At 70.0% G+C, this 23,271-nt stretch carries 21 protein-coding genes and 1 riboswitch; of the genes, 4 read left to right on the forward strand and 17 right to left on the reverse strand.

What is annotated here, in order from left to right; translation table 11 throughout:
• Positions 1-2 precede the first annotated feature (2 nt).
• The 12 genes from DIE13_RS02550 to DIE13_RS02605 form a co-directional block, all read right to left on the reverse strand.
• A complete protein-coding gene (locus tag DIE13_RS02550) occupies positions 3-215 on the reverse strand; it encodes a hypothetical protein (protein WP_096505276.1) in 213 nt (70 codons plus the stop codon).
• Between the two features lie 375 nt (positions 216-590).
• Complete coding sequence (locus DIE13_RS02555; protein ID WP_124825690.1) at positions 591-1,028, reverse strand: hypothetical protein; 438 nt, start codon at positions 1,026-1,028, stop codon at positions 591-593.
• Between the two features lie 218 nt (positions 1,029-1,246).
• Complete coding sequence (locus DIE13_RS02560) at positions 1,247-2,170, reverse strand: ABC transporter permease (protein ID WP_124825691.1); 924 nt, start codon at positions 2,168-2,170, stop codon at positions 1,247-1,249.
• A complete protein-coding gene (locus DIE13_RS02565) occupies positions 2,170-3,039 on the reverse strand; it encodes an ABC transporter permease (protein ID WP_124825692.1) in 870 nt (289 codons plus the stop codon). The genes DIE13_RS02560 and DIE13_RS02565 overlap by 1 nt, the downstream gene beginning before the upstream one ends.
• A 37-nt stretch (positions 3,040-3,076) precedes the next feature.
• Positions 3,077-4,156 (reverse strand): ABC transporter ATP-binding protein, encoded by a 1,080-nt coding sequence (locus tag DIE13_RS02570; RefSeq protein WP_124825693.1) that lies wholly within the window; start codon positions 4,154-4,156, stop codon positions 3,077-3,079.
• Positions 4,157-4,205: 49 nt separating this feature from the next.
• Positions 4,206-5,372 carry an ABC transporter substrate-binding protein gene (locus DIE13_RS02575; protein ID WP_124825694.1) on the reverse strand — a complete coding sequence of 389 codons (1,167 nt, stop codon included), beginning with the start codon at positions 5,370-5,372 and terminating at the stop codon, positions 4,206-4,208.
• A 284-nt stretch (positions 5,373-5,656) separates the two neighbouring features.
• A complete protein-coding gene (locus tag DIE13_RS02580; RefSeq protein WP_124825695.1) occupies positions 5,657-6,232 on the reverse strand; it encodes an alpha/beta hydrolase in 576 nt (191 codons plus the stop codon).
• A gap of 27 nt (positions 6,233-6,259) precedes the next feature.
• Positions 6,260-7,594 carry an MFS transporter gene (locus DIE13_RS02585; protein WP_124825696.1) on the reverse strand — a complete coding sequence of 445 codons (1,335 nt, stop codon included), beginning with the start codon at positions 7,592-7,594 and terminating at the stop codon, positions 6,260-6,262.
• A 157-nt stretch (positions 7,595-7,751) separates the two neighbouring features.
• Complete coding sequence (locus tag DIE13_RS02590) at positions 7,752-8,807, reverse strand: 3-keto-5-aminohexanoate cleavage protein (protein WP_124825697.1); 1,056 nt, start codon at positions 8,805-8,807, stop codon at positions 7,752-7,754.
• 122 nt (positions 8,808-8,929) lie between these two features.
• Entirely contained in the window at positions 8,930-9,778 is an 849-nt protein-coding gene (locus DIE13_RS02595) for a TauD/TfdA family dioxygenase (protein WP_124825698.1), read from the reverse strand.
• Positions 9,779-9,788: 10 nt separating this feature from the next.
• Positions 9,789-10,769 (reverse strand): quinone oxidoreductase family protein, encoded by a 981-nt coding sequence (locus DIE13_RS02600; protein ID WP_124825699.1) that lies wholly within the window; start codon positions 10,767-10,769, stop codon positions 9,789-9,791.
• A 33-nt stretch (positions 10,770-10,802) separates the two neighbouring features.
• Positions 10,803-11,705, reverse strand: coding sequence for a universal stress protein (locus tag DIE13_RS02605; RefSeq protein WP_124825700.1), 903 nt, complete (start codon positions 11,703-11,705; stop codon positions 10,803-10,805).
• A 255-nt stretch (positions 11,706-11,960) separates the two neighbouring features.
• On the opposite strand from DIE13_RS02605, the gene DIE13_RS02610 reads away from it, so the two are divergent.
• The 3 genes from DIE13_RS02610 (at position 11,961) to DIE13_RS02620 (ending at position 16,932) form a co-directional block, all read left to right on the forward strand.
• Positions 11,961-14,654 (forward strand): LuxR C-terminal-related transcriptional regulator, encoded by a 2,694-nt coding sequence (locus DIE13_RS02610; RefSeq protein ID WP_124825701.1) that lies wholly within the window; start codon positions 11,961-11,963, stop codon positions 14,652-14,654.
• Positions 14,655-14,893: 239 nt separating this feature from the next.
• Positions 14,894-16,018, forward strand: coding sequence for a porin (locus DIE13_RS02615; RefSeq protein WP_124825702.1), 1,125 nt, complete (start codon positions 14,894-14,896; stop codon positions 16,016-16,018).
• A gap of 209 nt (positions 16,019-16,227) precedes the next feature.
• On the forward strand, positions 16,228-16,932 hold the full coding sequence (locus DIE13_RS02620; protein WP_124825703.1) for a glutathione S-transferase N-terminal domain-containing protein: 705 nt from the start codon (positions 16,228-16,230) through the stop codon (positions 16,930-16,932).
• Between the two features lie 125 nt (positions 16,933-17,057).
• On the opposite strand, the gene DIE13_RS02625 is transcribed toward DIE13_RS02620, so the two are convergent.
• On the reverse strand, positions 17,058-17,564 hold the full coding sequence (locus DIE13_RS02625; protein WP_124825704.1) for a MarR family winged helix-turn-helix transcriptional regulator: 507 nt from the start codon (positions 17,562-17,564) through the stop codon (positions 17,058-17,060).
• A gap of 131 nt (positions 17,565-17,695) precedes the next feature.
• Between DIE13_RS02625 and DIE13_RS02630 the strand changes: the two genes are divergently transcribed.
• Positions 17,696-18,880 (forward strand): MFS transporter, encoded by a 1,185-nt coding sequence (locus DIE13_RS02630; RefSeq protein ID WP_124825975.1) that lies wholly within the window; start codon positions 17,696-17,698, stop codon positions 18,878-18,880.
• Positions 18,881-18,929: 49 nt separating this feature from the next.
• Here the strand turns inward: DIE13_RS02630 and cobM are convergent, their stop codons facing one another.
• Genes cobM through cbiE form a run of 4 tightly spaced genes read right to left on the reverse strand, consistent with a single transcriptional unit; the run spans position 18,930 to position 22,771 of the window.
• On the reverse strand, positions 18,930-19,658 hold the full coding sequence (gene cobM, locus DIE13_RS02635) for a precorrin-4 C(11)-methyltransferase (RefSeq protein WP_124825705.1): 729 nt from the start codon (positions 19,656-19,658) through the stop codon (positions 18,930-18,932).
• 43 nt (positions 19,659-19,701) lie between these two features.
• Positions 19,702-20,433, reverse strand: coding sequence for a cobalt-precorrin-6A reductase (locus DIE13_RS02640; RefSeq protein ID WP_124825976.1), 732 nt, complete (start codon positions 20,431-20,433; stop codon positions 19,702-19,704).
• A gap of 5 nt (positions 20,434-20,438) precedes the next feature.
• Positions 20,439-21,527, reverse strand: a complete 1,089-nt coding sequence (locus DIE13_RS02645; protein WP_124825706.1) for a cobalt-precorrin-5B (C(1))-methyltransferase — start codon at positions 21,525-21,527, stop codon at positions 20,439-20,441.
• Positions 21,527-22,771, reverse strand: coding sequence for a precorrin-6y C5,15-methyltransferase (decarboxylating) subunit CbiE (gene cbiE, locus DIE13_RS02650; RefSeq protein ID WP_124825707.1), 1,245 nt, complete (start codon positions 22,769-22,771; stop codon positions 21,527-21,529). Before cbiE ends, DIE13_RS02645 begins: the two co-directional genes overlap by 1 nt.
• A 204-nt stretch (positions 22,772-22,975) precedes the next feature.
• Positions 22,976-23,167, forward strand: a riboswitch (cobalamin riboswitch).
• Positions 23,168-23,271 lie beyond the last annotated feature (104 nt).

A 23,271-nucleotide genomic window follows, 5' to 3' on the forward strand; every position in this document is an offset into this window, starting at 1 on the left:
TATCAGTACGCGGACATCTCGACGCAAGGATCGACCTTCGACGGCGAGCAGATGGCCGAATACTTGGCGCTTTCGCGCATCAGCGCTTCGCCTTCGTGCAGCGCGATCTTGATCTCGGGGTGACGCTCGTACGCGAGGAATGCGGAGCAGACGACCGCGGACATCACGATCAGGGAAAACACAAATTTTTCAAGGGATTGGAAACGTTCGGGCATGATTCGACCTTTCTTCTACCCGATGATTATATCTCGAATTAAGGGTTTTCCCTATATGTTGGCCCGTATATCGAAAATTGGCTCGACCGATGGCGGGCCGGTGTTCGCGCCCCTTTTCATGTCAATCCGGGCTTGAGCGCGGGTCGAACAAGCGTCGGGGATCGGTGCGGATGCCGGCACGGCGAGCGCGGCGGGCCGCACGGCGCCGGGCGCACCGCTGCCGGCATAGCGGTGCGCGGGCGCTGACCGGTGCGCTCGTCGCGACCGGTGGAAGCATCCGTTATCGGGGGCAGGTCTTCGACAAAAAGTGAGCGGCGATGCGGTGGGCATCGGCTGCACCGCACACTGCAATCGGCAGGACGGCCGCCCGGTGCGTTACTGCGGCGCCGACGCGGCGCTGGCCGCATTGCCGGGCCATGCCTTGCCGATCCTGTCGATCATCGATTTGGCGGCGCCCGTCGCGATGGCCGCATCGACGCCCGACGTCTGCCACGATCCGTCGGCGGCCTGCACGAACGTGAGGTTCGCGCGCGACGGCGAGTAATCGGTATTGCGCCACGTGACCACGACGTCGCACGTATAGGTGCGCTCGCCGACCTTCTTGCAGTCGCCGTCGGGTTTGGCCGAGATCACGTCGGCCGACACGGGCAGCGGCTGGCCGAACAGCGCGTTCAGGCCGCCGTGGTTTTCCGCTTCGAGCGCACGGCGCACCGCGGCGTCGACGTCGCCCGATCCGGGACCGTCGTGGAGCAGGTTGCAGGCGGCAAGCAGCGAGGCGGCACAGCCGAGCGTGAGCAGCGTTTGAAACTTCATGGATATCCGTGCATCGGGTGAACGTCGGGCGGCGTGCGGCGATGCGCGATGAGCGCAACGCCTGGCCGGTACGCCGCGTAGTCTGCAACGTCCGCGTGTCGTGCGCGGTATCCATTTGTAACCAATTGCACGGATGCGTGCAGGCCAACGGACGCGCGGCGCAATGCTATCGCGCCGCCGCCCTGCTGCCGCGTCGACTGGGTTCGCGCCTACTGTCGCTACTGCCGCTCCTGCTTCACGCGGCTCACCAGCTGCGTCGGGCTCACGAACTGCAGCGCGATCACGACCCAGATGAGCGTGATGGCCATGTAGATCATCGCCATCGCATCGATCGACTGCGGCGCGCGCACGCCGGTCGAAAACACCGCGTAATACAGCGCGACGACGAGCGTCTGCGTGCTCGGGCCCGCGGTGAAGAAGGTCAGCTCGAACATCCCGATCGTGCGCACCAGCACGAGCAAGCCCGCGGCGAGCATGCCGGGCACCAGCAGCGGCAGCAGCACGTAGCGGAAATAGCGCCACGTGTTCGCACCGAAGATCCGCGCGGCGGATTCGAGATTCGGGTCGATCTGCTCGATGAACGGCGTCATCACGAGGATCACGAACGGCAGCGCCGGCACCAGGTTCGCGAGGATCACGCCCGGCAGCGTGCCCGCGAGTCCGACCTTGTACATGACGGTCGCCATCGGGATCCCGTACGTGACGGGCGGCACCATCAACGGCAGCAGGAACACCAGCAGCGCGAAGCGCTTGCCGCGGAACTGCACGCGCGCGAGCGCATACGCGGCCGGGACGCCGAGCGCGACCGACAGCAGCACGACCGCGCCGACGACTTCGACGGTCACCCACAGCACGCTCGCGAGCTGGAAGTCTTCCCATGCCTTCGCGTACCAGTGCAGCGTGAAGCCCTGCGGCAGCGGCGTACCGAACCAGCGCGTCGCGACCGAGTTCACCGCGACGGTCGCGATCAGCAGCATCACGTTCAGCAGGAAGAACGCCATCAGCCCCCACACGAGCGCCTTCCACGCGCGACCGGCAAGGTTGCCGCGCATCTTCCGCGGCTTCATCGCGTTGACGGGCTGCGCACCGGGCGGGGTGGGCTTCGGCGGCCATGTCGGCGCGGCATGATTGTCGGTCCCCATCAGCCCTTGCCTCCCGTGACCGGACCGGTATAGAAGAAGCGGCGAGCGCCCAGCATCGCTGCGACCACTAGCAACTGCACGAAACCCATCACGATCGCGATCGCGGACGCGAGCGAATAGTCATAGCTCTCGAACGCGGCTTCGGCTGCCGCGATCGAGATCACGCGCGTCGGCCCGGCCGGCGCGCCGAGCAGCACGGCCGACGGAAACACCGAGAACGCCTGCACGAACGACAGGCACGCGGCCATCGTGAGTCCCGGCACGAGCAGCGGCAGGTAGATCTGCCGGAACTGCTGCCACGGGTTCGCGCCGAGGGTGGCCGCGGCGCGCGCGAGCGTCGGATCGATGCCGCTGACGTACGACAGCATCAGCAGGAACGCGAACGGAAAACCCGACACGATCAGCGACAGCAGCACGCCCCAGTAGTTGTGCGTGAGGCGCACTTCGTCCGTGTACAGGTGCAGCCCCTGCAGCGCCTGCGGGAACCAGCCGTTCGGGCCGAAATACGTGAGCATTCCGTCGGCGACGAGCACCGTGCCGAGCGTGACGGGAATCACGAGCAGCGTCGTGACGAACTTCTGGTACGGCGAATTGCGGCGCAGCGCGAACGCGACGGGCACCGAGATGCCGACGTTGATCAGCGTGGCCGGCACCGCGAGCTTGAGCGTGACGAGCACGGTTGGCCACATCGCGGTATCGGTGAAGAACTGCACGTAGTTCGCGAGCGCGCCGCCGCCGTTCATCGGCTGGAACGACAGCACGAGGCCGTAGGCGAACGGATAGATGAACAGCGCGACGATGAACGCGAGCGCGGGCGCGACGAGCCACGCCTTCGCATCGCGCCGCGTACCGGCCGCGAGCGTGCTCATGCGGCCTCCCGGCGGGCCGCCGCCGTGCGTGCGCCGTTCATTTCGCGTCTCCCGCGTAGACGAGCGTGCGCGCCGGCGCCACGCGCAGGCGCAGCCGCTGGCCTTCGGCGAATTCGCCGGCCACGCGCGCCCAGATCGGGCCGAACGGCGTGGTGGCGCGGATCAGCGAATCGCGGCCGCCGTACTCGAGCGTGTCGACCGTCGCGTCGAACGCGTTGTCGGCGCCTTCCTCCGCGCGTTCGATATCGTCGGGGCGCAGCGCGACCAGCACGTCCTTGCCGTCGAAACCGGCCATCGGCACGCCCGTGATGCGCACGCCTGCTGCAGTGACGCTCACGTGATCGCCGGCCATTCCTTCGAGCGCGAACGGCAGCACGTTGCGATAGCCCATGAAGCGAGCGACGTGCAGGTTGTGCGGGCGCGTGTACACGTCCTTCGGCGACGCGACCTGCTGCACGACGCCCTCCTTCATCACGACGATCCGGTCGGCCATCGACAGCGCCTCGTCCTGATCGTGCGTCACGTAGATCGTCGCGCGTTCGAGCTGCGTGTGGATGCGGCGGATCTCGGCCCGCATCTCGATGCGCAGCTTCGTGTCGAGGTTAGACAGCGGCTCGTCCATCAGCACCAGCGGCGGCTCGATGACGATCGCGCGCGCGATCGCGACGCGCTGCTGCTGGCCGCCCGACAGTTGCCCGGGCAGCTTGCCTTCATGGCCGACGAGTTGCACGAGTTCGAGCGCCTGCTGCGCACGCCGCCGTGTTTCCTGTTTCGGCACACCGCGCATCTTGAGCCCGAAGCCGACGTTCTCGAGCACCGACATGTGCGGAAACAGCGCGTAGTTCTGGAACACCATCCCGAAGCCGCGGCGCTCGGGCGGCAGCACGTCGATGCGCGTGTCGTCGAGCCAGATGCCGCCGCTCGTGAGCGGCTGCAGCCCGGCAATGCAGTTCAGCGCGGTCGACTTGCCGCAACCGGACGGGCCGAGCAACGCGATGAACTCACCGCGCCTGATGTCGAGATCGAGCCCGCTTAGCGCGGCGACCTGCGCACCCTCCGCATTGGTGAAGCTGCGGCATACGCCGTCGAGCCGCAGCCGTTCGAAACCGTGCTTCATTACGCGAACTCCGTCGGCGCGGGCGCCGCAGCGCCCGCAGGGTCATGCGTCATTTCGACTTCTGCGAACCGATCTCGCGGTCCCACTTCTGGAACGCGGCGACCATCGCCTGCGCGCTGAGCGGCTGCACGTGGGGATGATCGGCCAAGAGCTTTGCGTACTCGGGGCGGCCGAATTTCCTGATCACGTCCTGGCTGTGCGCGGGCGCCATCTCCAGCGTCACGCCTTTCACCGCCGGGCCCGGATAGAAGTAGCCGTCGTCGTAGGTCATTGCCTGCTGAGGCGGCTCGAGCAGGAAGTTCATCAGCTTGAACAGCACGTCGAGCTTGTCCTTCGGCACGCCCTTCGGGATCACCATGTAGTGCGCATCGTTGACCCACGTCATGTTGTCGAACGCTTGGATCCGGAAGTCGGCCGGCACGATGCCGAGCGCGCGCGGGTTGATGTCCCAGCCGGTGACGGTCACGGTCATGTCGCGCGTGCCTTCGCCGAGCTCCTTCATCACCGCCGACGTGCCGCCCGGGTAGTACGGGATGCAGTCGTTGAGCTGCTTCAGGAACGCCCAGGTCTTGTCCCAGCCGTTGATCGGGTCCTGCGGGTTCTTGTCGCCGAGCACGTACGGGAGCCCCATCAGGAACGTGCGGCCCGGGCCCGAGTTGGCCGGGCGCGCGTAGATCAGCTTGTTCGGATGCGCCTTGCACCACGCGAGCAACTGGGCGGGCGTCTTCGGCGGATCGCCGACCTTGGCCGGGTTGTATTCGAGCAGCGGGCCGGCCGGCATGTAGGTCACTTCGAGGCCGAAGCCCTGCGCGAGATCCTGCATCTTGCGCGGGCCGGGCGCGTACTTGTCGAGCACGCCGGGGAACGCGCCCGCGTTGTCGGGCAGCAGCTTGAGCCAGAGATTCTGCTCGATGCCGGCGGCCAGCGCGTCGGTGCCGGTCAGCACGAGGTCGATGTCGGAGCGCCCCGCCGCCTGCATCGCCTTGATCTTGCCCGGCAGTTGCGGCGCGGGCGCATTCGTGAACGTGACGGTCGAGACGAGATTCGGGTTCTTGTCCCTGAAGGCCTCGATGGCCTTCTGCGTCAGTTGCAGGTTGCCCGCGACATCGACGACATTCAGCGACACGGGGGCCGCGACAGCCGCCGCGGCCGACAGCGTGAAGCCCAGCGCCAGGGCGATTCGGCATACGCGGCGCCCGATCGTGGTTGTGTTCATGTCTCCTCACTTCGGTCGGTGGATGGGACCTTTCTTTCAGGAAATCATGACGGTGTTATACGATGTCGGTCAACAAAAAACCGAGCGGCGCGGGGCGGGAATTTCCCTAACAAAAACCTTCCGTTTGTCGAGGATTTGCCGATTGACCGATTTCGTGGCGCCAGGTGGCAATGGATGCGAGGTGTGCTAGGACGTCGTATATCAATAGCCGCTGAAATGAAATCGGTTCACGTCGCCGCGCCGGCCCGGGCACGTGTGCGGCACGGCGCGTTACGGGGCGGCACTCAGGCCGCACGAAGCGCGACCGCCTCGCCGATCAGCCGCTCGGCATCCCGCCACTCGCCATACCCGGACGCCGGATTCAGGTGCCCGACCGCCCCGAGATCGACGAGCCGGCTGCCCCACCCTGCCGCCAGCGCCTGCACGCGTTCGAAACGCGCGAGCGGATCGTTGCGGCTCGCGGCCACGATGCTCGGAAACGGCAGCGGCCGGGTCGGCACCGGCGTCCAGCCGTGCGCATCGAGCACATCGGGTGTCGGATAGCCGTCGGGCATCGGCGTATCCAGGTCGGCCGGCGTCGCGAGCAGCGCGCCGTCGATCGCCCGCGTGCCCTGCAGCGCCCAATGCACGGCGATCATCACACCCGCGCTGTGCGCGACCAGAATCACGGGGCCGTCGATCGCGGCCAGCGCCGCATCGAGCGCCGCGACGCGCGCGGCGCGGCTCAGCTTGTCGGCCTCGAGCGGCGCGACGGCGCGTGCGTTCGGCAGGCGCCGTTGCAGGTGCGTCTGCCAGTGATCTTCGACGTGATCGCGCAAGCCGGGCACGATCAGGATGGTGGGCGCGGTCGCCAGGGTCATGCAGCCTCCAGAAGAGTTCGGTTCGGTTCAGGAAAGACGGGACGCGCGTCGATCGCGTTCGACGCGCGCGAGATCGGCCGCGTAGCTTGCTCGGCCGATCGCGAACAGCGCGGCCGCCGCGAGCGGCACGACGGGAATCCATTGGAGTGCGCCGACGAGGCCGGCGCGATCGGCGGCCCACCCCGTCAGCAGCGGGCCCGGCGCCATGCCGAGCAGGTTGTTGGCGAGTGTGAGCGTCGCGAACGCCGATGCGTGGATCGCGGCCGGCGTCAGGTTCGCGACCATCGCGCCCGATGCGCCGGACGCGCCCGCCCCGACCAGCATGCCCGCGCCGATCAGCGCGAGCTGCAGCGGCCCGGGCGGCAGCCGGAACGCGACGGCGAGGCACGCGCCCGTCAGCACGCAATACGCGATCGCGGTCAGCCATTTGCGCGAACCCTCGGTACGCCCGATGCGGTCGGTGACGATCCCGCAACCGACCATCCCGACGCCCGACAGCAGCACGAAGCCGGCCGCCAGCACGGCGGCGCGGTCGGGCGCCATCGCGTAGTAGCGGTTCAGGTAGCTCGGCAGCCACGCGAACAGCGCGCCGGGCACGAACAGGTGCAGCCCGCTACCGACATACGCGCAGATCACCGAGCGCGACGCGAACAGCCCCGACATCAGCGCGCGCATGCTGCCGCGCAGGTCGCCCGGGCCATCGGAATGGGGATGGGGCCGGCACGGCTCGGCGCGGCATGTCGCGATCCGCCGCTCGGTGACCACGGTGCGGTACGCGACGAGCAGCACGATGCCGAGCGCGGCCATCACGCCGAACGACCAGCGCCAGCCGAGATGCGCGCCGACCAGGCCGCCGAGCGCCATCCCGAACACGGAGCCGAACGCGCCGCCGGCCATGAACGCGCCGGTCAGCGTGGCGCGCAGGCGCGCCGGAAAGATGCTGAGGATCAGCGCGACGCCGACGCTGCCGTACGCGGCTTCGCCGAGTCCGACGAGGCCGCGCGACACGAGCATTTCGGCGTAGTCGGTCGACAGCGCGCAGCCGAGCGTCGCGATGCTCCACAGCGCGGCCATCAGCACGATGCTGCGCACGCGCCCGAAGCGGTCGGCGAGCACCGACAGCGGAAACGTCAGCAGCCCGACCAGCAGCGCGACGACGCCGGACAGCGAACCGAGCTGCGTGTCCGACAGCCTCCACGCGTGCTTGAGCAGCGGAAACACAGCGTTGAGCACCTGCCGCGACATGTAGTCCGAAAGCAGCAGGCCCACGGTCAGCCCGAACACGAGCCAGGCATAGGCCGGCGCGCGCCGGCCGGTGGCCGCCACGTCCTGCAGCGACGGCTCGACATGATGAATCAGCATGCGTGTCTCCTCCGGCACCGGTGCGGCAACGCGCCGGCGCGGCTTGGGCGGCCCCGCTCCGTGTCCCGGAGCTTGTCCTCGCGCGGCGCGCGAGGATGGGTGCCGCGCCACATCGATCGGCGGGCGGCGCTCGCGGGCCGCCCGGATGCGCGGCGTGTCAGGCCGCGCGCAGCGGCACGCTCACTTCGCCCGGCCGGCGGTTCGGCGCCATGCCGAGCTGCGCGAGCGTCTCGTCGACGCCGTCATACTGCACGCCGATCCGGTAGATCGCCTTTGCCTCCTTGCCGGTCGCGATGTCGCGGCCGAGCTCGCGCGCGATTCGCACGCACTGCTCGACCTGCTGCACCGACGTCATCCGGTTGCCCTTCTGGTCGATGATCGTGTCCTCGATCCCGCAGCGCGGATGCAGGCCCAGCGCCATCGCGACCGTGTTGATCGGCAGCACGTTCTTCATCAACGATTCGAGCGTGATGCACGCGCCGTCCGGGCAGCGCCGCACGAACTCCATGAAGTTGTACGGATTCGGGCCGTCGAAGCCGCCGCCGATGCCGACCCACGTGACGTTCAGCGGGCCGCGATAGACGCCGCGGCGGATGATCCGCTCGAGCGTTTCGAGCGCATGCATGCCGGTGAGCTGGAAATGCGGCTGGATGCCGGCCGCCTGCAGCCGGCGCAGGTGTTCGTCGACCCAGCCCGGGCCGGCCGGCACGGTCATCTCGCGATACGCGTCCCACAGCGCGGCTTCGTTCAGCGACGTGCCGGCGATGTCCTTGCGGTTCATCAGCTCGGTGATGTTCATCTGCACGGTGTTGATCGCGACCGTCACCTGGTCGGGCTTCGGCGTCAGCTCGGCGAGCATGTGGCGCGTGTCGTCGGACAGCCACTTCGCTTCGGCGCCGTCACCTTCCGGCGCGAACGAGATCGAGCCGCCGACCTGCAGGATCATGTCGGGCACCGCTTCGCGCAGCCGGCCGAGCAGCTCGTTGAACTTCGACAGCCGCTTGCTGCCCTTGCCGTCGAGTTCGCGTACGTGCAGATGCAGCACCGTCGCGCCCGCGTTGTAGCAGTCGACGGCCTTCTGCACGTGCTCGTCCATCGTTACCGGAATGTCTTCCGGAAAATCGGCTGGCATCCATTCGGGGCCATACGGCGCGACCGTGATGACTACCTTGTCCTGGTTTTCCGGGTGCAGCGAATCGTCGAGAAATTGCATGTCGTCCTCCAGATGGAATCGTTGTGTTCGTGGTGTACGGGCGTGCGTATCCCGTCGCGCCGGGCGGCAGGCCCGGTGCGTTGCATGGGGTTGGAAGCGGTTACGGTGCGGGGGCGTTCAGGTCAGAACGGCACGTCGCCGACGATGCCCGCGCGCTCCATCCGGCGCACGCACGGCGGATAGTCCATCACCGCGTAATGCTGCGTGCTGCGGTTGTCCCAGATCGCGACGCTGTTCTTCCTCCAGCGCCAGCGCACCTGGTATTCGGGGATGGTCGCCTGGCTGATCAGGTACTGCAGCAGCTGGCCGGCGCCGGGATTCGCGTCTTGCCCGAAGCGCACGCGCCCGGGCGTGTGGAAGTTCGTGAAATGCGTGGTGAACGCATTCACGTACAGCACCTTCTCGCCCGTTTCGGGATGCGTGCGCACGACCGGATGCTCGGCGTCCGGGTACTGGGCCTTCAACGCGAGACGCTTGTCGATCGGCATCGCCGCGCCGAAACTCGCCTCGATGCTGTGACGCGCGCGCAAATCGTCGATCTGCTGCTTCACGTGGGCCGGCAGGTGCTCGTACGCGAGCACCATGTTCGCCCACATCGTGTCGCCGCCGACCGCCGGCCCCTCGACACAGCGCAGCACGCAGCCGAACGGCGGCGCCGCGCGCCAGCTCGCATCGCTGTGCCACGCGTTCTCGTAGCGGTCGTTCGGCTGGTCGGGCGACTTGTAGATCCGCACGAGCCCCGGGTGGTCGGGATCGCTGCCGGCGACCGGATGATCTTCCAGCTCGCCGAAGCGGCGCGCGAACGCGACGTGCTCGGCGCGCGTGATGTCCTGGTCGCGCAGGAACAGCACGCGATGGCGCAGCAACTGCGTGCGGATCTCGGCGAACAGGCCGTCGTCGTGCACGGCGTCGGCGAGGCTCACGTCCAGGAGCTCCGCGCCGATCGCACAGGTCAGGGGTTCGACTCGCATGCGCGTCTCCTCAGACGATGAATACCGACGAGCCGGTCGTCTTGCGCGACTCGAGGTCGCGGTGCGCCTGCGCCGCGTCCTGCAGCGCATAGCGCTGGTTGATCCCGATCCGGATGCGGCCGGCCGCGACGTGCGCGAACAGCTCGCCCGCCAGATCGTTCTTCTCGGCCGGGTCGGCGATGTAATCGGCCAGCGCCGGGCGCGTCAGGTACAGCGAGCCCTTCATCGCGAGGCGCTGCGGATCGAACGGCGGGATCGGGCCCGACGCGGTGCCGACGCAGACCATCAGCCCGCGCCGCTTCAGCGAATCGAGCGAGCCTTCGAAGGTGTCCTTGCCGACGCTGTCGAACACGACGTCGACACCGGCGCCATCCGTCAGCTCGCGCACGCGTTTCGCGACGTCCTCGCGGCTGTAGTCGATCGTATGGTCGCAGCCGTGCGCGCGGGCGATCGCGGCCTTGTGTTCGCTCGACACGGTGCCGATCACGGTGAGCCCGAGCAGCTTCGCCCATTGCGACACGATCAGCCCGACGCCGCCCGCGGCCGCGTGCAGCAGGATCGTGTCGCCCGGCGCGAAATCGTGGATGCGGCGCAGCAGGTAGGCCGCGGTCAGCCCGCGCATCGTCATCGCCGCGGCCGTGTCGCACGCGATTCCGGCCGGCAGCCTGACGAGCGGCGCGGCGGCGATCAACCGTTCGGTGCTGTAGGCGCCGAGCGTGTTCAGGAAGCCGGTGTAGGTCACGCGGTCGCCGACCGCGACGTTCGTCACGCCGGGGCCGACGGCCTCGACCACGCCGGCCGCCTCGACGCCGATGCCGGCCGGCAGCGGAACCGGATACAGGCCGCTGCGGAAATACGTGTCGGCGAAGTTCAGGCCGACCGCTTCGTGCCGCAGGCGCACCTGCCCCGCGCCCGGCTCGCCGACCTCGACCGCTTCCCAGCGCAGCACGTCGGGGCCGCCGGTTTCGTGGAATCGCACTGCATGTGCCATCTTGTTCTCCGTAGATATTCAGTCGGATGCGCGTCACGCATCGTCGGGTTCTTGCACGCCCGGCGGCGTCGCGGCTGCGCCGCTCGCCGGGGGCATGTCCAGTTCGATCCAGTCGGCGTCGCCCAGGTAGCGCCGCGCGGCCGGGAAAATCACGCCTTCCATGCGCCCCATCTGCTCGAATGCGGCGTGCGCATAGGCGGCGAGCGCGGCATCGAACGCGGCCGACGGCAACCCGCCGGCGGCGAGCCGCGCCAGCGTATCGAGCGCCTGTGCGTCGCGGTGCCGCTGGCGGTCGAGCTCGTCGAGTTCGGCCGCAGTGCTCTCGGCCCGCCTGCGCAATGCCGTGAACAGGCGGGCTTCGGCCGACGTGCCGAACCGCGCGCTCTGCAGCGCCGCGAGTGAGGCCAGCGCCGCCAGCGCGCCGTCTGCATCCGCATCGGCGGGCGGGCGCGGCGTCGCGTTCGCGCCTTCGCTTGCCGTGATCAGCGCCTGCAGCCGCTCGCCGAGTGCGCGATGCGCGGCGAGACAGCGGGCCATCACGCGTACCTCGGCCGGAGCATGCCGCGCCGGGCACACGAGCACCGGCACGCCGCTCGTCGCGAACAGCGTCCGCCGTTGCGTGCATGCGGCTGCATCGGCGTCGCGCGGCAGCGCCGCGACGCCGATCAGGTCGCAGCCGAGCCTGCCGGCGAGCGCACCGGGCGACGTGTCGCCGGCCGCCTCGATCGCATGGGACAGGCCCTGCGCCCGGGCAGCGGCATCCACTTTCGCATCGTGCTCCGGCATCCGCGCTCCGGATAAACGCGAGTCCTGTGCGGCGCCGGACAGCACGAACGTGACTCGCGCGCCGACCGCACGCGCCAGTTCGAGCGCATGGCCGACCGCGTCGATGCCGCCGGGCACCGAGTCGACCGTCACGAGCAGATGGCGATACATCGTGCCGCTCCGCTTATCCGGCGCGCGGCGCGCTGCGCCGTTCGCCGGTCGATACGATGTTCATGGCCTCTCCTCTGGTGCATTCGTCGATTGCGTTCGTCACGCCTCGGAACCCATGCTATCCACCTCGCGGCGCTGCGGCCCCACTCGTCGCGGGGGGGATTGACGCGCGAGCGCAGTTCGGCCGATCCTTCCCTTCACACCCACCCCGGACGCCGGCCCGCACGGCGCCGCCGGATTCCGACTGCTGCCCCGATGGCCCACCCACCCGATCGCGCCGACGCGCCCCCCACCGAACTCGTGCTGAAGACGACCGCGCCGCGCGTGCCGGCGCAGTTGCTCGCGCGGGCGCGGCTGAGCCTCGCCGCGCCGGTGTTCGACGGCCGGCCCGTCACGCTCGTGCAGGCGCCGGCCGGCTACGGCAAGACGTCGCTGCTCGCGCAATGGCGGCGCGAATCGCTCGCGCTCGGCCGCGCGGTCGTATGGCTGTCCGCCGACGAGCGCGACGACGCGCCGCGCCTGCTGCAGGGGCTCGTGCAGGCGGTGCGCACCGGTTGCGCGCGGCCCGGCTTCGGGCGCCTGATCCCGGACGGCGCGGCCCGCGCGCTGGAGGGGCTGACCGCATGGCTGGCCGAAGTCGCGCAACTGTCCATCGACGCGCTCTTGATCGTCGACGATGCGGAGCGGCTGCCGGCCGCCGGCCTCGACGCGCTGACCTACGTGCTGCACAACGCGCCGCAGAACCTGCGGGTGGTCGTCGCGGCCCGGCGCGGGCTCGATCACGCGGCCGGCGACCTGCTCGCCGGCGGGCAATGCACGCTCGCGGGCCCCGACTGGCTGCGCTTCACGCTCGACGAGACGATCGCGCTGGTCGGCGCGCGCTTTGCGCAGAAGGTCGACGCCGACGCGTGCGCGCGCTTGTTCGAGCGCGTCGACGGCTGGCCGCTCGGGCTGCAGCTCGCGATGGCCGCGATGGCGCGCTCGGCCGATCCGCGCCAGGCCGTCGACGCGCTTGCCGCGCGCATGGACGGCACACGCGACCGACTGGTCGAGCTGCTGCTCGCGAACCTGTCCGGCGACGACACCGTGTTCCTCACCCGCACGAGCGTCGCCGACCGTCTGCATCCGGCGCTGTGCGCCGCGCTGCTCGACGACGCGGATGCCGCCGGCCGGCTCGCACGGCTCGCGCGCGACACGCCGCTGTTCATCGCGTCCGACGATTCCGACTGGTGCCGGCTGCATCCGCTCGTGCGCGATACGCTGCGCGACCGCCTGGCGGCGCAACCCGAAGCGCTGCGCAGCGCGCTGCATGCCCGCGCGGCCGCGTGGCTCGACACCCACGGGATGACGGAAGAAGCGGCGCGCCAGGCGTATGCGGCCGGCCAGTTCGAGACCGCGTACGCGCTCGCGCGGCGCTGCCTCGAGGATGCGATCAAGCAGGGCCGCATCAACGACGTGCTCGACTGGCTCGCGTTGCTGCCCGATGCGGAACTCGACAAGCGGCCGACGCTGCGGATCGCGGTTGCGTGGGCGCTGGCGCTCGGCGAGCGCCATGTCGAGGCGCAGCGCCAGATTGCCGGCATCCTGGCCGACGCCGGCACGCCGGCCGCGATGCGCTACGAATGCGCGTTGATCCTCAGCGCGGCCGCGTATTACGCCGACGAAATCGATCGCTTCGTCGAGCTGTTCGAACCGTGGGCCGACTTCATGCCGCCGGCGGCGACGTGGCTTGCGCAGATGCATGCGAACCGCCTGTCGGCGCGCGCGATCATCGTCGGCGAGCCGGCCCAGGCGCGCCGCTTCCAGCAGGCAGCGCAGCGCAGCGAGACGGCGGCTGGCTTCGGCTATGTCGCGCGCTGGGGCGAATTGATCACCGGCCTGAGCTACCTGCGCGAAGGCCAGATCCGGCTCGCGGACGACACGTTGTCGCCGGCGCTCGCACGCGCGGAAGCCGATCTCGGGCGCCGTCATCCGCTGACCTGCATGCTCGCGGCGATGTGCGCGTCGATCGCCTACGAGGCCGATCGCGTCGAGCAGGCCGCCGCACTGCTCGCGAACCGGCTCGACGTGCTCGAGCACGCGGGCACGCCCGACAGCGTGCTGCTCGGCTACCGGACGGCCGCACGCATCGCGCTGCTGCGCGGCGTCGAGCATCGCGCGATCGACCTGCTCGAGGCGCTCGACGCGATGGGCGTCGCGCGGCGGCTGCCGCGCCTGTCGGTCGCGAGTCTAGCCGAGCAGGTGCGCATTCACGCGGCGCGCTATCGCGAAGCCACCTGCCATGCGCTCGTCGAGCGCATCGATGCGATCGCCGCGGCGGAATTTCCATCGCACGGGCCGCTGTGGCGGCGCCCCGTCGTGCTGCTGCAGGCGATGGCGCACGCGGGTGCCGCGCTCGCCGCGCGCCGCTGGGACGATGCCCGCGCCGCGCTCGACGAAGCGGCCGTGCTGGCCCGCGAGATGAGCACGGGACGCGAGCGCATCGAGATCATGGCGCTCAGCGCGTTCGCGCTCGAACAGTCGGCGCACGGCGGCCGCGCGCTGCTCGAAGAGGCGATGAACCTCGCGGACATGTTCGGCCTCACGCGCACGCTTGCCGACGCACATCCGGCGCTCGCCGACTGGGCGCGACGCGTCGGCGACGAGGCGCCGGCGGGCGACGGCCCGGCGCGGCCAGCGCTGCCGCAACCGCGCATCGTGCCGCCCGCGCCGCGCAGCACGGCCAGCCCGCGCGCGGTGCCGAGCGTCGTGCTGACGCCCAAGGAGCGCGCGATTCTCGAGTTGCTCGCGCGCAACCTGTCGAACAAGGAGATCGCGGTAGCGCTCGCCGTCGGCGAGGAAACCGTGAAGTGGCACCTGAAGAACCTGTTCGGCAAGCTCGACGCCAGTTCGCGCAAGCATGCGGTGCGCCGCGCGCTGGTGCTCGGGTTGCTCGAAAGCGCGCCCTGAACCTCCGCTTGCTCCTGCCAGCGCCGGTCGCGCCCGGCCGTTGACGGCAACCGCGTCGCCTGTCCCCCTTCCGGTTCTCCGCAACCCTGCCCCCCGCGCGTGGGGGGGAACGGCCGCGCGTCGTTGCGTAGTCTTTCCGCACGGCTCGCGGCGGCGCCGCATCCCGCGCGTTCCCGCCTGCCCTGCTTCACCCGCCCGGGCTCGATCCCGTGCGGTCCATTACGATCCTGGAGACTTCGATGAAGACGAAACTGGCCGCGCTCGCGGCGCTTGCCGGCTGCTCGGCGCTCGCGCATGCGCAATCCTCCGTCACGCTGTACGGCGTGGTCGACACCGGCCTGTTGTACCAGAGCACGTCGGCCGCATCGTTCAGCCCGAACGCGCCGAACACCGGCAAGGTGTTCCGCATGAAGGACGGCGGCATCTATTCGAGCTTCTGGGGCATCCGGGGCACCGAGGATCTCGGCGGCGGCTACAAGGTCAACTTCAAGCTGCAGGGTTCGTTCGACAGCGGCACCGGCAAGATGCAGCTGAGCGACACACCGGGCGCGGCCGCGATCTTCAACCAGGTCGCGTCGCTCGGCATATCGGGGCCGTTCGGCTCGTTCGCGGCCGGTCGCCAGATCGTGCCGATGATCTACGCGATGGCCGACACCGACGTGCGCAACGCGCAGTTCTTCGGCAGCGTGCTGACCGCATGGCTCGGCCTGAACACCGCGGCCGGCTGGCCGGGGACGAGCACCAACGGCGCGATCGGCGCGCTGTACGACAGCAATGCGCTCGTCTATCAGTCGCCGACGTTCGCGGGCGCATCGATCGCGCTCGAATACGCGCCCGGCGGCGTCGCCGGACAGTTCCAGGGCGGCACGCGCGAATCGGTCGTGCTCAGGTATGCGAACTACGGGCTCAACGCCGCGGCCGTCTACTACAACGGCCACGACACGAATCCGGCGCCGGGTGTCGCGCCGACCGGCGTCGACAACAACCGCTTCGTCTACGTCGGCGCGAAATACACGCTCCACGATTTCTCGGTGTCGGCGTCGTACGGCAACGGCCGCAATCCCGCGCATGCCGACCAGGTGAACCTCGACATGCTGTCGGCGGGCGTCGGCTATCGCTTCACGCCGGCGCTGCAGGTCACGTCCGCCGTGTATTACCTGAAGGACCGCAACCGCTCGGAAAACCGGTCGACGGCCGTCGTGCTCACGGCCGACTACAGCCTGTCGAAGCGGACGATGGTCTATGCGCAGGTCGGCCACGTGAACAACCGCGGCACGATGGACCAGATGCTCGTGTACGGGCAGCCGGTTGCGCCCGGGGTCGGCACGACGGCCGCGATGCTCGGGCTGAGGCACAACTTCTGACGACGCGATGCGTGCGCGGCGGCGCCCGGGCGCGACGCGCGGCCCGCCGTCTGCAGCGATCGCGGGGATCGGCTACAGTGGGCGTTTTCGGCGCGTCCCGCCCGCCTGCCGATGCGATCGTCCCGTCCCTGCCGCCGTGTCGGCGGCCGCCCGGCGACGCGCGGCAGGCCGGCGGAGCGCGGATCCTCCACGTTGACGAGCGAACCTCCATGCCCGACCTGTCCGCCTTCCCGATCACGAAAAAATGGCCGGCCCAGCATCCCGACCGTCTCCAGCTGTACTCGCTGCCGACGCCGAACGGCGTCAAGGTGTCGATCATGCTCGAGGAAACCGGCCTGCCGTACGAGCCGCACCTTGTGCGCTTCGACACGAACGACCAGCTGTCGCCCGAATTCCTGTCGCTGAACCCGAACAACAAGATCCCGGCGATCATCGATCCGGACGGTCCGGACGGCAGACCGCTGCCGCTGTTCGAATCGGGCGCAATCCTGATCTATCTCGCGGACAAGACGGGCCAGTTGATCCCGAAGGATCTCGCGGGCCGCTACGAGACGATCCAGTGGGTGATGTTCCAGATGGGCGGCATCGGCCCGATGTTCGGCCAGGTCGGCTTCTTCCACAAGTTCGCCGGCCGCGACTACGAGGACAAGCGTCCGCGCGACCGCTACGTCGCCGAATCGAAGCGCCTGCTCGGCGTGCTCGATGCGCGTCTGGCGAACCGCAAGTGGGTGATGGGCGATGCGTACACGATTGCCGACATCGCGATTTTTCCGTGGGTGCGCAACCTGGTCGGGTTCTATGAGGCGGGCGATCTCGTCGGCTTCGGCGAGTTCCGCCACGTCGCACGCGCGCTCGAAGCGTTCGTCGCGCGTCCGGCCGTCGCGCGCGGGCTCAATATCCCGGCACGCGACTGAGCCCCTGCGGCGGGCGCTGCCCGCTGCCGGTCCGGCCCGCCGCGTCGCGCGGCGGGCGGCTTTCCCGCTTCCCTCTGGCGTTTCCGCTTTCCGCTCGCGGCGTTCGGCGTGACGATCCGGCGGCGCTATTTCCCGGCCGACGCCTGTTTCCCCCATCCCGCCAGCAGTTTTTCCAGCAACGCTGAAAGTTGCGCCTGCTCCGCCTCCGACAGCGCGGCCAGCATCGCGCGCTGATTGTCGACGTGCGCGACCACCGCGTCGTCAATCAGCGCGCGGCCGGCGTCCGTCAGCGCGACGAGCGTACCGCGTCCGTCGGCCGGGTTCGGCCGGCGCTCGACCCAGCCGGCCTTCTGCAGCCGATCGATGCGTGCGGTCATCCCGCCCGACGACATCATCAGCGCGTCGTACAGCGCGGTCGGCGTCAGCGCGAACGGCGCGCCGCTGCGTCGCAGCGTCGCCAGCACGTCGAATTCGCCCGGCTGCATCCCGTAGCGCGCAAACAGCGGATTGAGACCGTCGCGCGCGATCACGAGCGCGGCCTCCTGCAGCCGTCCCATCACGAGCATCGACGACGCATCCAGATCCGGACGCTCGACGCGCCATTGCGCGAGCGCATGCGCGGCTCGATCCATTAACCCTCCTCGGCTTGTCAGTTATCTTGACGTCGAGATAAATCAGCATTTATCTTGATGTCGAGATACTTTACATGAATACGCGCGGTTCCTCGACGAAGGCGCCGCGCATCGATATCGAGGGCCATTCGATGAATCGCTTCACTTCCCCCGGATGGCGGCTGGCCGCCATCGTGCTGGTCGGGCTGAACCTGCGGCCGGCGCTGGCCGCGATCGGTCCGCTGCTCGACATGATCCAGCGCGCGACCGGCATCGGCGACGGCGCAGCGAGCCTGCTGACCACGATTCCGATCCTGCTGATGGGCCTCGGCGCATTGAGCGCGCGGCGATTGCAGCACGCGACGGGCATCTCGGGCGGCGTATGGCTCGGTGTCGCGCTGATCGGGTTCGCGTGCGTGTCGCGCATCGGCGCGCGGCATGCGTGGCTGCTGCTGGCGAGCGCATGCTGTGCGGGCATCGGGATTGCGATGGTACAAGCGTTGCTGCCGGGGTTCGTCAAGGCGCATTTCGCGACGCGCATCGGTGGCGCGATGGGTGTGTATTCGACGTCGATCATGGGAGGCGCGGTGCTCGCGAGCGTCGTCGCGCCGTTTGCCGCCGCCCGCTGGGGCTGGCTCGCGGCGCTTGCGGGCTGGGCGTTGCCGGCCGCGATCGCGGCGATCGCGTGGCCGCTGGCCAGCCGCGGCGGCGATGCGGCCGCGTTCGGAGCGGCTGCGACGCCGGCCACGCATGCGCGACCGTCGCGCTCGCCGCGCGCATGGCGGCTCGCGGCGTTCTTCGGGATCGCGACGGGCGCATACACGCTGGTGCTGGCATGGCTACCGCCGTACTACATGCGGCTCGGCTGGTCGCCGACCGCGGCCGGCACCCTGCTCGGCGGCGTGACGCTCGCGGAAGTGGTCGCGGGGCTGACGATCTCGGCGACGATCGACCGCCTGCCCGATCGCCGGCCCGCGCTGCACGCGGCGATCGCGTCGCTGCTCGCCGGGTTGCTGGTGATGCTGGCCGCGCCGCAGGCGCTCGCGTTGCCGGCCGCGCTGCTACTGGGGGCCGGGATCGGCGCGCTGTTTCCGCTGTCGCTGATCGTCACCGTCGATCACGCGGCGACGCCGGCCGATGCGGCATCGCTGACGGGGTTCGTGCAGGGTATCGGCTATCTGATCGCGGGGCTGTTTCCGTTCGCGGCGGGCTTGGTGCGCCAGCATCTCGCGGATCTGTCGCCCGCGTGGATCGCGATGGCATGCCTGTGTGTCGTGCTGTTCGCGCTGGCGACCGGATTCGCGCCACGGTTTGCGCGCCGCGCCGCGCGGGCATAGCGCAGGTCAGGTGCGGTGGATGACGCGCGAGTCCGATCGTACGGCGGCCTCAGCCTCCGCTCGCATAGAGCGTTGAGTCCGCGAACCCTTCGGCATCGAGCACGCGTCCGATCAGGATCAGCGCGGTGCGCTCGATCTGCGTGCCCTGCACCTTGCCGACGATGTCGGCCAGCGTGCCGGTCACGCGTTCCTCGTCGGGCCAGCTCGCGCGATAGATCACCGCGACCGGGCACGCGGGCCCGTAGTGCGGCAGCACTTCGTCGACGATTCGCGCGAGATGCCGCACGCCGAGATGAATCGCGAGCGTCGCGCGATGCGCGGCGAGCGAACCGAGCGCTTCGCCTTCGGGCATCGTCGTCTTGCCCGCGAAGCGCGTGAGGATCACCGTCTGCGCGACACCGGGCAGCGTCAGCTCGACGCCGAGCGTCGCCGCGCACGCGGCCGTGGCCGTCACGCCCGGCACGATTTCATAGGGAATCCCGAGCGCTTTCAGCCGGCGAATCTGCTCGCCGATCGCGCCGTACAGCGACGGATCTCCCGAATGCACGCGCGCGACGTCCTGCCCTTTCGCATGCGCGTCGGCGAGCAGCGCGACGATCGTATCGAGGTCGAGCTCGGCCGTATCGACGACCCGTTCCGCGCGATGGCCGCCGAGCACGGCCCGCGGCACGAGCGAACCGGCATACAGGATCACCGGGCACGAGCGCACGAGGCGCTGGCCTTTCACCGTGATCAGTTCCGGGTCGCCGGGGCCCGCGCCGATGAAATACACCGTCATCGAAAATTCTCCGTCAATTCATTGTGCAGCCGGTCGCGCCGCGTCACGCGCGCGCGGCCGGATCGAGCGCATCGAGCAGCGCGGCGGCCGAGTCGAACGCGCGATCGGCGTCGGGCAGCGGCGGCCGGCGCAGCATCACGACCGGCAGCCGGCGTTCGCGTGCAACCTCGAGCTTGGCCTCGGTCGCGGCGCCCCCGCTGTTCTTGCTGACCACGACGTCGATGCCCGCGAGTGCGAACAGCGCGCGTTCGCCGTCGAGCGTGAATGGCCCGCGCGCGGCGACGACCTGCGCGCGGGCGTTGCCGGGATGCGTATCGAGGCAGCGCACCAGCCAGAACTGGTGCGGCGGGATATCGTCGAGATGCGCGAGCGGTTCGCGGCCAAGCGTGAACAGCGGCCGCCGGAACGGCGCGAGCGCGGCTTCGATGCCGGCCCAGTCGTCGACCATCCGCCAGTCGTCGCCGGGCCCGGGTGTCCACGGTGCGCGGCGCAGCGCCCACAGCGGCACGCCGGCGTCGCGCGCGGCGGCCGCCGCGTTCGCGCTGATTTGCGCGGCATACGGATGCGTGGCATCGATCACGAGACCGATACCGGCGCTGCGCAGATATGCGGCAAGCCCCGCCGCCCCGCCGAAGCCGCCGACGCGCACGTCGCAGCGCAAATCGTCTGGCGCCTTGCCGAGGCCCGCGAGGCTGTAGACGTGTTGCGGGCCGAGTGCGCGTGCGATCTTCAGCGCGTCGCCGGTGCCGCCGAGCAACAGGATGCGGGTGTTCATGGTGTTCATCGCGCGTCTCCGACGAAGCGGCCCTGCCGGTCGATCGCGAACATCTCGACGGCGACCGAGGCCGGCACGATGTCGCGCGCGACGCGCAGTGCATGTGCGCAGACGATGTCGCCGAGCGGTACGCCGTCGGCCTGCGCGAGCTTCAGTGCTTCCTGGCTCGTGTTCGCCGCGCGCATCGCGGCCTGCAGCGCGTCGTTCGCGCCGGCCTCCGCCGCCCACTGCGCGAGCAGCGGCAAGTCGATGCTCGAATGACGGCTGTGCAGGTCGAGATGGCCGGCCGCGAGCTTGCTGAGCTTGCCGAAACCGCCGCACATCGACAGGCGCGCGACGGGCGCGCGGCGCAGGTGTTTCAGCACCGCGCCCGCGAAATCGCCCATTTCGATCAGCGCCATGTCGGGCAGGCCGTAGTGCGCGCGCATCGCGTCCTCGCTCGCGTTGCCGGTACACGCGGCGATGTGCGCGATGCCGTTGGCGCGCGCGACGTCGATGCCCTGGTGGATCGACGCGATGTACGCGGAACACGAGAACGGCCGCACGATGCCGGTCGTGCCGAGGATCGACAGCCCGCCGACGATCCCGAGGCGCGGGTTCATCGTCTTCAACGCGAGCGCCTCGCCGCCCTCGACGCCGATCGTCACGTCGAAGCCGCCCGTATAGCCGTATTCGGCGGCAAGCGCGTCGAGGTGGGTCGTCATCATCCGGCGCGGCACCGGATTGATCGCCGGTTCGCCGACCGGCAGCGTGAGCCCCGCGCGCGTGACCGTGCCGACGCCCGGCCCCGCATGAAAGCGCACGCCAGGCGCCGCGGCGAGCGCGACGCGCGCGAAGATCAGCGCGCCGTGCGTGACGTCGGGATCGTCGCCGGCGTCCTTGAGCGTGCCGGCTTCGGCGCCGTCGGCCGTGGTCCGGCAGAACTCGAGCCGCATCATCGCGCGCTGCCCCTTCGGCAGCACGATTTCGACCGCATCGTCCGCGCGGCCCGCGAGCAGCAGGCGCGCAGCGGCGAGCGACGTTGCGGTCGCGCAGCTGCCGGTCGTGTAGCCGAACCGCAGCGGCGCCGGTTGTTCGGGGGTTTCGTCGCGCATCACGCGAGGTCCGCGAGATTCGACAGGTGCGTTGCCGTGGCATCCGGCTTGCGCACGTCGTAGAGCGTGACGGGCAACGGTTGTCGCCATGTGTCGAAGCGGCCAAGCGGCTCCGCATGTGCGAGCGACACGCGCGTGAGCGTGCCGCCGTGCGCATCGCGCCACGCGGCCAGCGCCATCTCGCCCTGCAGCGTGACCGCGTTCGCGACGAGCCGGCCGCCGGGCTTCAGCGCCGACCAGCATGCGTCGAGCACGCCGGGCGCGGTCGCGCCGCCGCCGATGAAGATCGCGTCCGGCGCGGCGAGTCCCGCGAGCGCAGCGGGCGCGCGCCCCGCGACGAGTTGCAGGCCCGGCACGCCGAGCGCGTCGCGGTTGTGTTCGATGAAGCGCTGCCGCTCGGCGTGCGATTCGATTGCGATCGTCTGGCACGATGGATGCGCGCGCATCCATTCGATGCCGATCGAGCCGCTGCCCGCGCCGACGTCCCACAGCAGTTCGCCGGGTGCGGGCGCAAGACGCCCGAGCGTGAGCGCGCGCATGTCGCGCTTGGTGAGCTGGCCGTCGTGGCGATACGCGTCGTCGGGCAAGCCGGGCGTGAGCACGCGGCGTGGTGCGTCGGGGCCGGCCCGGCAGTCGAGCGCGACGAGATTGAGCGCGGCCGTTTCGCCGACGTTCCAGTCCTGCGCGAGGCTGTCGATGCGCCGCTCCAGCGGGCCGCCGAGATGTTCGAACACGCTGATGCGCGTCGGGCCGAAGCCGCGTGCCGTGAGCTCGGCGGCGACCGTGGCCGGCGTGCGGCCGTCCGCGCTCAGCACGAACAGGCGCCGGCCCGGCAACAGGTGACGCGCGAGCGTCGCGAGCGGGCGGCCGACAAGCGACACCGCGCCGACGTCCTGCAACGCCCAGCCGAGCCGCGCAGCCGCGAGCGACAGCGACGACGGGGCGGGCAGCACGCGCCACTCGTCGGGGGACAGTTCGCGCGCGAGCGTCGCGCCGACGCCGAACAGCATCGGATCGCCGCTCGCGAGCACGCAAACGGGCGAGCCGCGGCGCGCGAGCAGGCCCGACAGGTCGAACGGCGACGGCCACGATTCGCGCGCGGCCGGCAGCCGCGCGGGCAGCATGTCGAGGTGCCGCTTCGCGCCGACCACCCGCGTCGCGACGCGCAGCGCGCGCCGCGCGCTGCGTCCGAGCCCCGCGTAACCGTCGTCGCCGATGCCCACCACCGTCAGCCACGCCGTCATGCACCCTTCCCCATCGTTCGAGTCCATCGAGTTGCCGCGCGGCGGCCGTGAAGGCGCCGGTACGGCCGTCCGCATTGCGAAAGTCGGCATGGTACCGTGTTCCACCGCGCGTTTCATCTGCCTGGCTGCCGCCCCGCACCGTGCTTTGCCCCGGCTCCGGCGCATGGCCGGGCGGTCGCGAAGCGCCGTCGAAATCGGGTATCCTACGGCCGTTCGATCGCCGGTGCCCTTCGGGGCCGAAGAGGGAACACGGGGCGCGCGTCGCGCCGCCGTGGCTGCCCCCGCAACTGTAGACAGCGAGCCGATCTCCCCTTCACGCCACTGGTTTTACCGGGAAGGCCGGGAGCAGGCGCCGACCTGTCAGCCAGGAGACCTGCCGGCCTGAAAGTGCGTGCGTGCCAGTCGGCGTCGGGCGGGGTGTACCGATGCGTTGGCCGCTGCGCGACACTGTCCCGTATTCCGTTGAGTTCCGCTCCCGTCTCGATTCCTGTGTCGCCCGC

It is taken from the genome of Burkholderia sp. Bp9016 (genome assembly GCF_003857765.1).
In the GTDB taxonomy this organism is placed as follows: domain Bacteria; phylum Pseudomonadota; class Gammaproteobacteria; order Burkholderiales; family Burkholderiaceae; genus Burkholderia.

What these genes read in the sequence shown, in the direction of transcription:
- DIE13_RS02575 (WP_124825694.1), bottom strand. Translation starts at nt 5,372, where the DNA reads ATGAACACAACCACGATCGGGCGCCGCGTATGCCGAATCGCCCTGGCG.
- DIE13_RS02585 (WP_124825696.1), bottom strand. Translation starts at nt 7,594, where the DNA reads ATGCTGATTCATCATGTCGAGCCGTCGCTGCAGGACGTGGCGGCCACC.
- cbiE (WP_124825707.1), bottom strand. Translation starts at nt 22,771, where the DNA reads ATGACGGCGTGGCTGACGGTGGTGGGCATCGGCGACGACGGTTACGCG.
- DIE13_RS02610 (WP_124825701.1), top strand. Translation starts at nt 11,961, where the DNA reads ATGGCCCACCCACCCGATCGCGCCGACGCGCCCCCCACCGAACTCGTG.
- DIE13_RS02590 (WP_124825697.1), bottom strand. Translation starts at nt 8,807, where the DNA reads ATGCAATTTCTCGACGATTCGCTGCACCCGGAAAACCAGGACAAGGTA.
- DIE13_RS02570 (WP_124825693.1), bottom strand. Translation starts at nt 4,156, where the DNA reads ATGAAGCACGGTTTCGAACGGCTGCGGCTCGACGGCGTATGCCGCAGC.
- DIE13_RS02550 (WP_096505276.1), bottom strand. Translation starts at nt 215, where the DNA reads ATGCCCGAACGTTTCCAATCCCTTGAAAAATTTGTGTTTTCCCTGATC.
- DIE13_RS02645 (WP_124825706.1), bottom strand. Translation starts at nt 21,527, where the DNA reads ATGCGCGACGAAACCCCCGAACAACCGGCGCCGCTGCGGTTCGGCTAC.
- DIE13_RS02630 (WP_124825975.1), top strand. Translation starts at nt 17,696, where the DNA reads ATGAATCGCTTCACTTCCCCCGGATGGCGGCTGGCCGCCATCGTGCTG.
- DIE13_RS02560 (WP_124825691.1), bottom strand. Translation starts at nt 2,170, where the DNA reads ATGGGGACCGACAATCATGCCGCGCCGACATGGCCGCCGAAGCCCACC.
- DIE13_RS02620 (WP_124825703.1), top strand. Translation starts at nt 16,228, where the DNA reads ATGCCCGACCTGTCCGCCTTCCCGATCACGAAAAAATGGCCGGCCCAG.
- DIE13_RS02600 (WP_124825699.1), bottom strand. Translation starts at nt 10,769, where the DNA reads ATGGCACATGCAGTGCGATTCCACGAAACCGGCGGCCCCGACGTGCTG.
- DIE13_RS02605 (WP_124825700.1), bottom strand. Translation starts at nt 11,705, where the DNA reads ATGTATCGCCATCTGCTCGTGACGGTCGACTCGGTGCCCGGCGGCATC.
- cobM (WP_124825705.1), bottom strand. Translation starts at nt 19,658, where the DNA reads ATGACGGTGTATTTCATCGGCGCGGGCCCCGGCGACCCGGAACTGATC.
- DIE13_RS02625 (WP_124825704.1), bottom strand. Translation starts at nt 17,564, where the DNA reads ATGGATCGAGCCGCGCATGCGCTCGCGCAATGGCGCGTCGAGCGTCCG.
- DIE13_RS02595 (WP_124825698.1), bottom strand. Translation starts at nt 9,778, where the DNA reads ATGCGAGTCGAACCCCTGACCTGTGCGATCGGCGCGGAGCTCCTGGAC.
- DIE13_RS02580 (WP_124825695.1), bottom strand. Translation starts at nt 6,232, where the DNA reads ATGACCCTGGCGACCGCGCCCACCATCCTGATCGTGCCCGGCTTGCGC.
- DIE13_RS02640 (WP_124825976.1), bottom strand. Translation starts at nt 20,433, where the DNA reads ATGAACACCCGCATCCTGTTGCTCGGCGGCACCGGCGACGCGCTGAAG.
- DIE13_RS02615 (WP_124825702.1), top strand. Translation starts at nt 14,894, where the DNA reads ATGAAGACGAAACTGGCCGCGCTCGCGGCGCTTGCCGGCTGCTCGGCG.
- DIE13_RS02565 (WP_124825692.1), bottom strand. Translation starts at nt 3,039, where the DNA reads ATGAGCACGCTCGCGGCCGGTACGCGGCGCGATGCGAAGGCGTGGCTC.
- DIE13_RS02555 (WP_124825690.1), bottom strand. Translation starts at nt 1,028, where the DNA reads ATGAAGTTTCAAACGCTGCTCACGCTCGGCTGTGCCGCCTCGCTGCTT.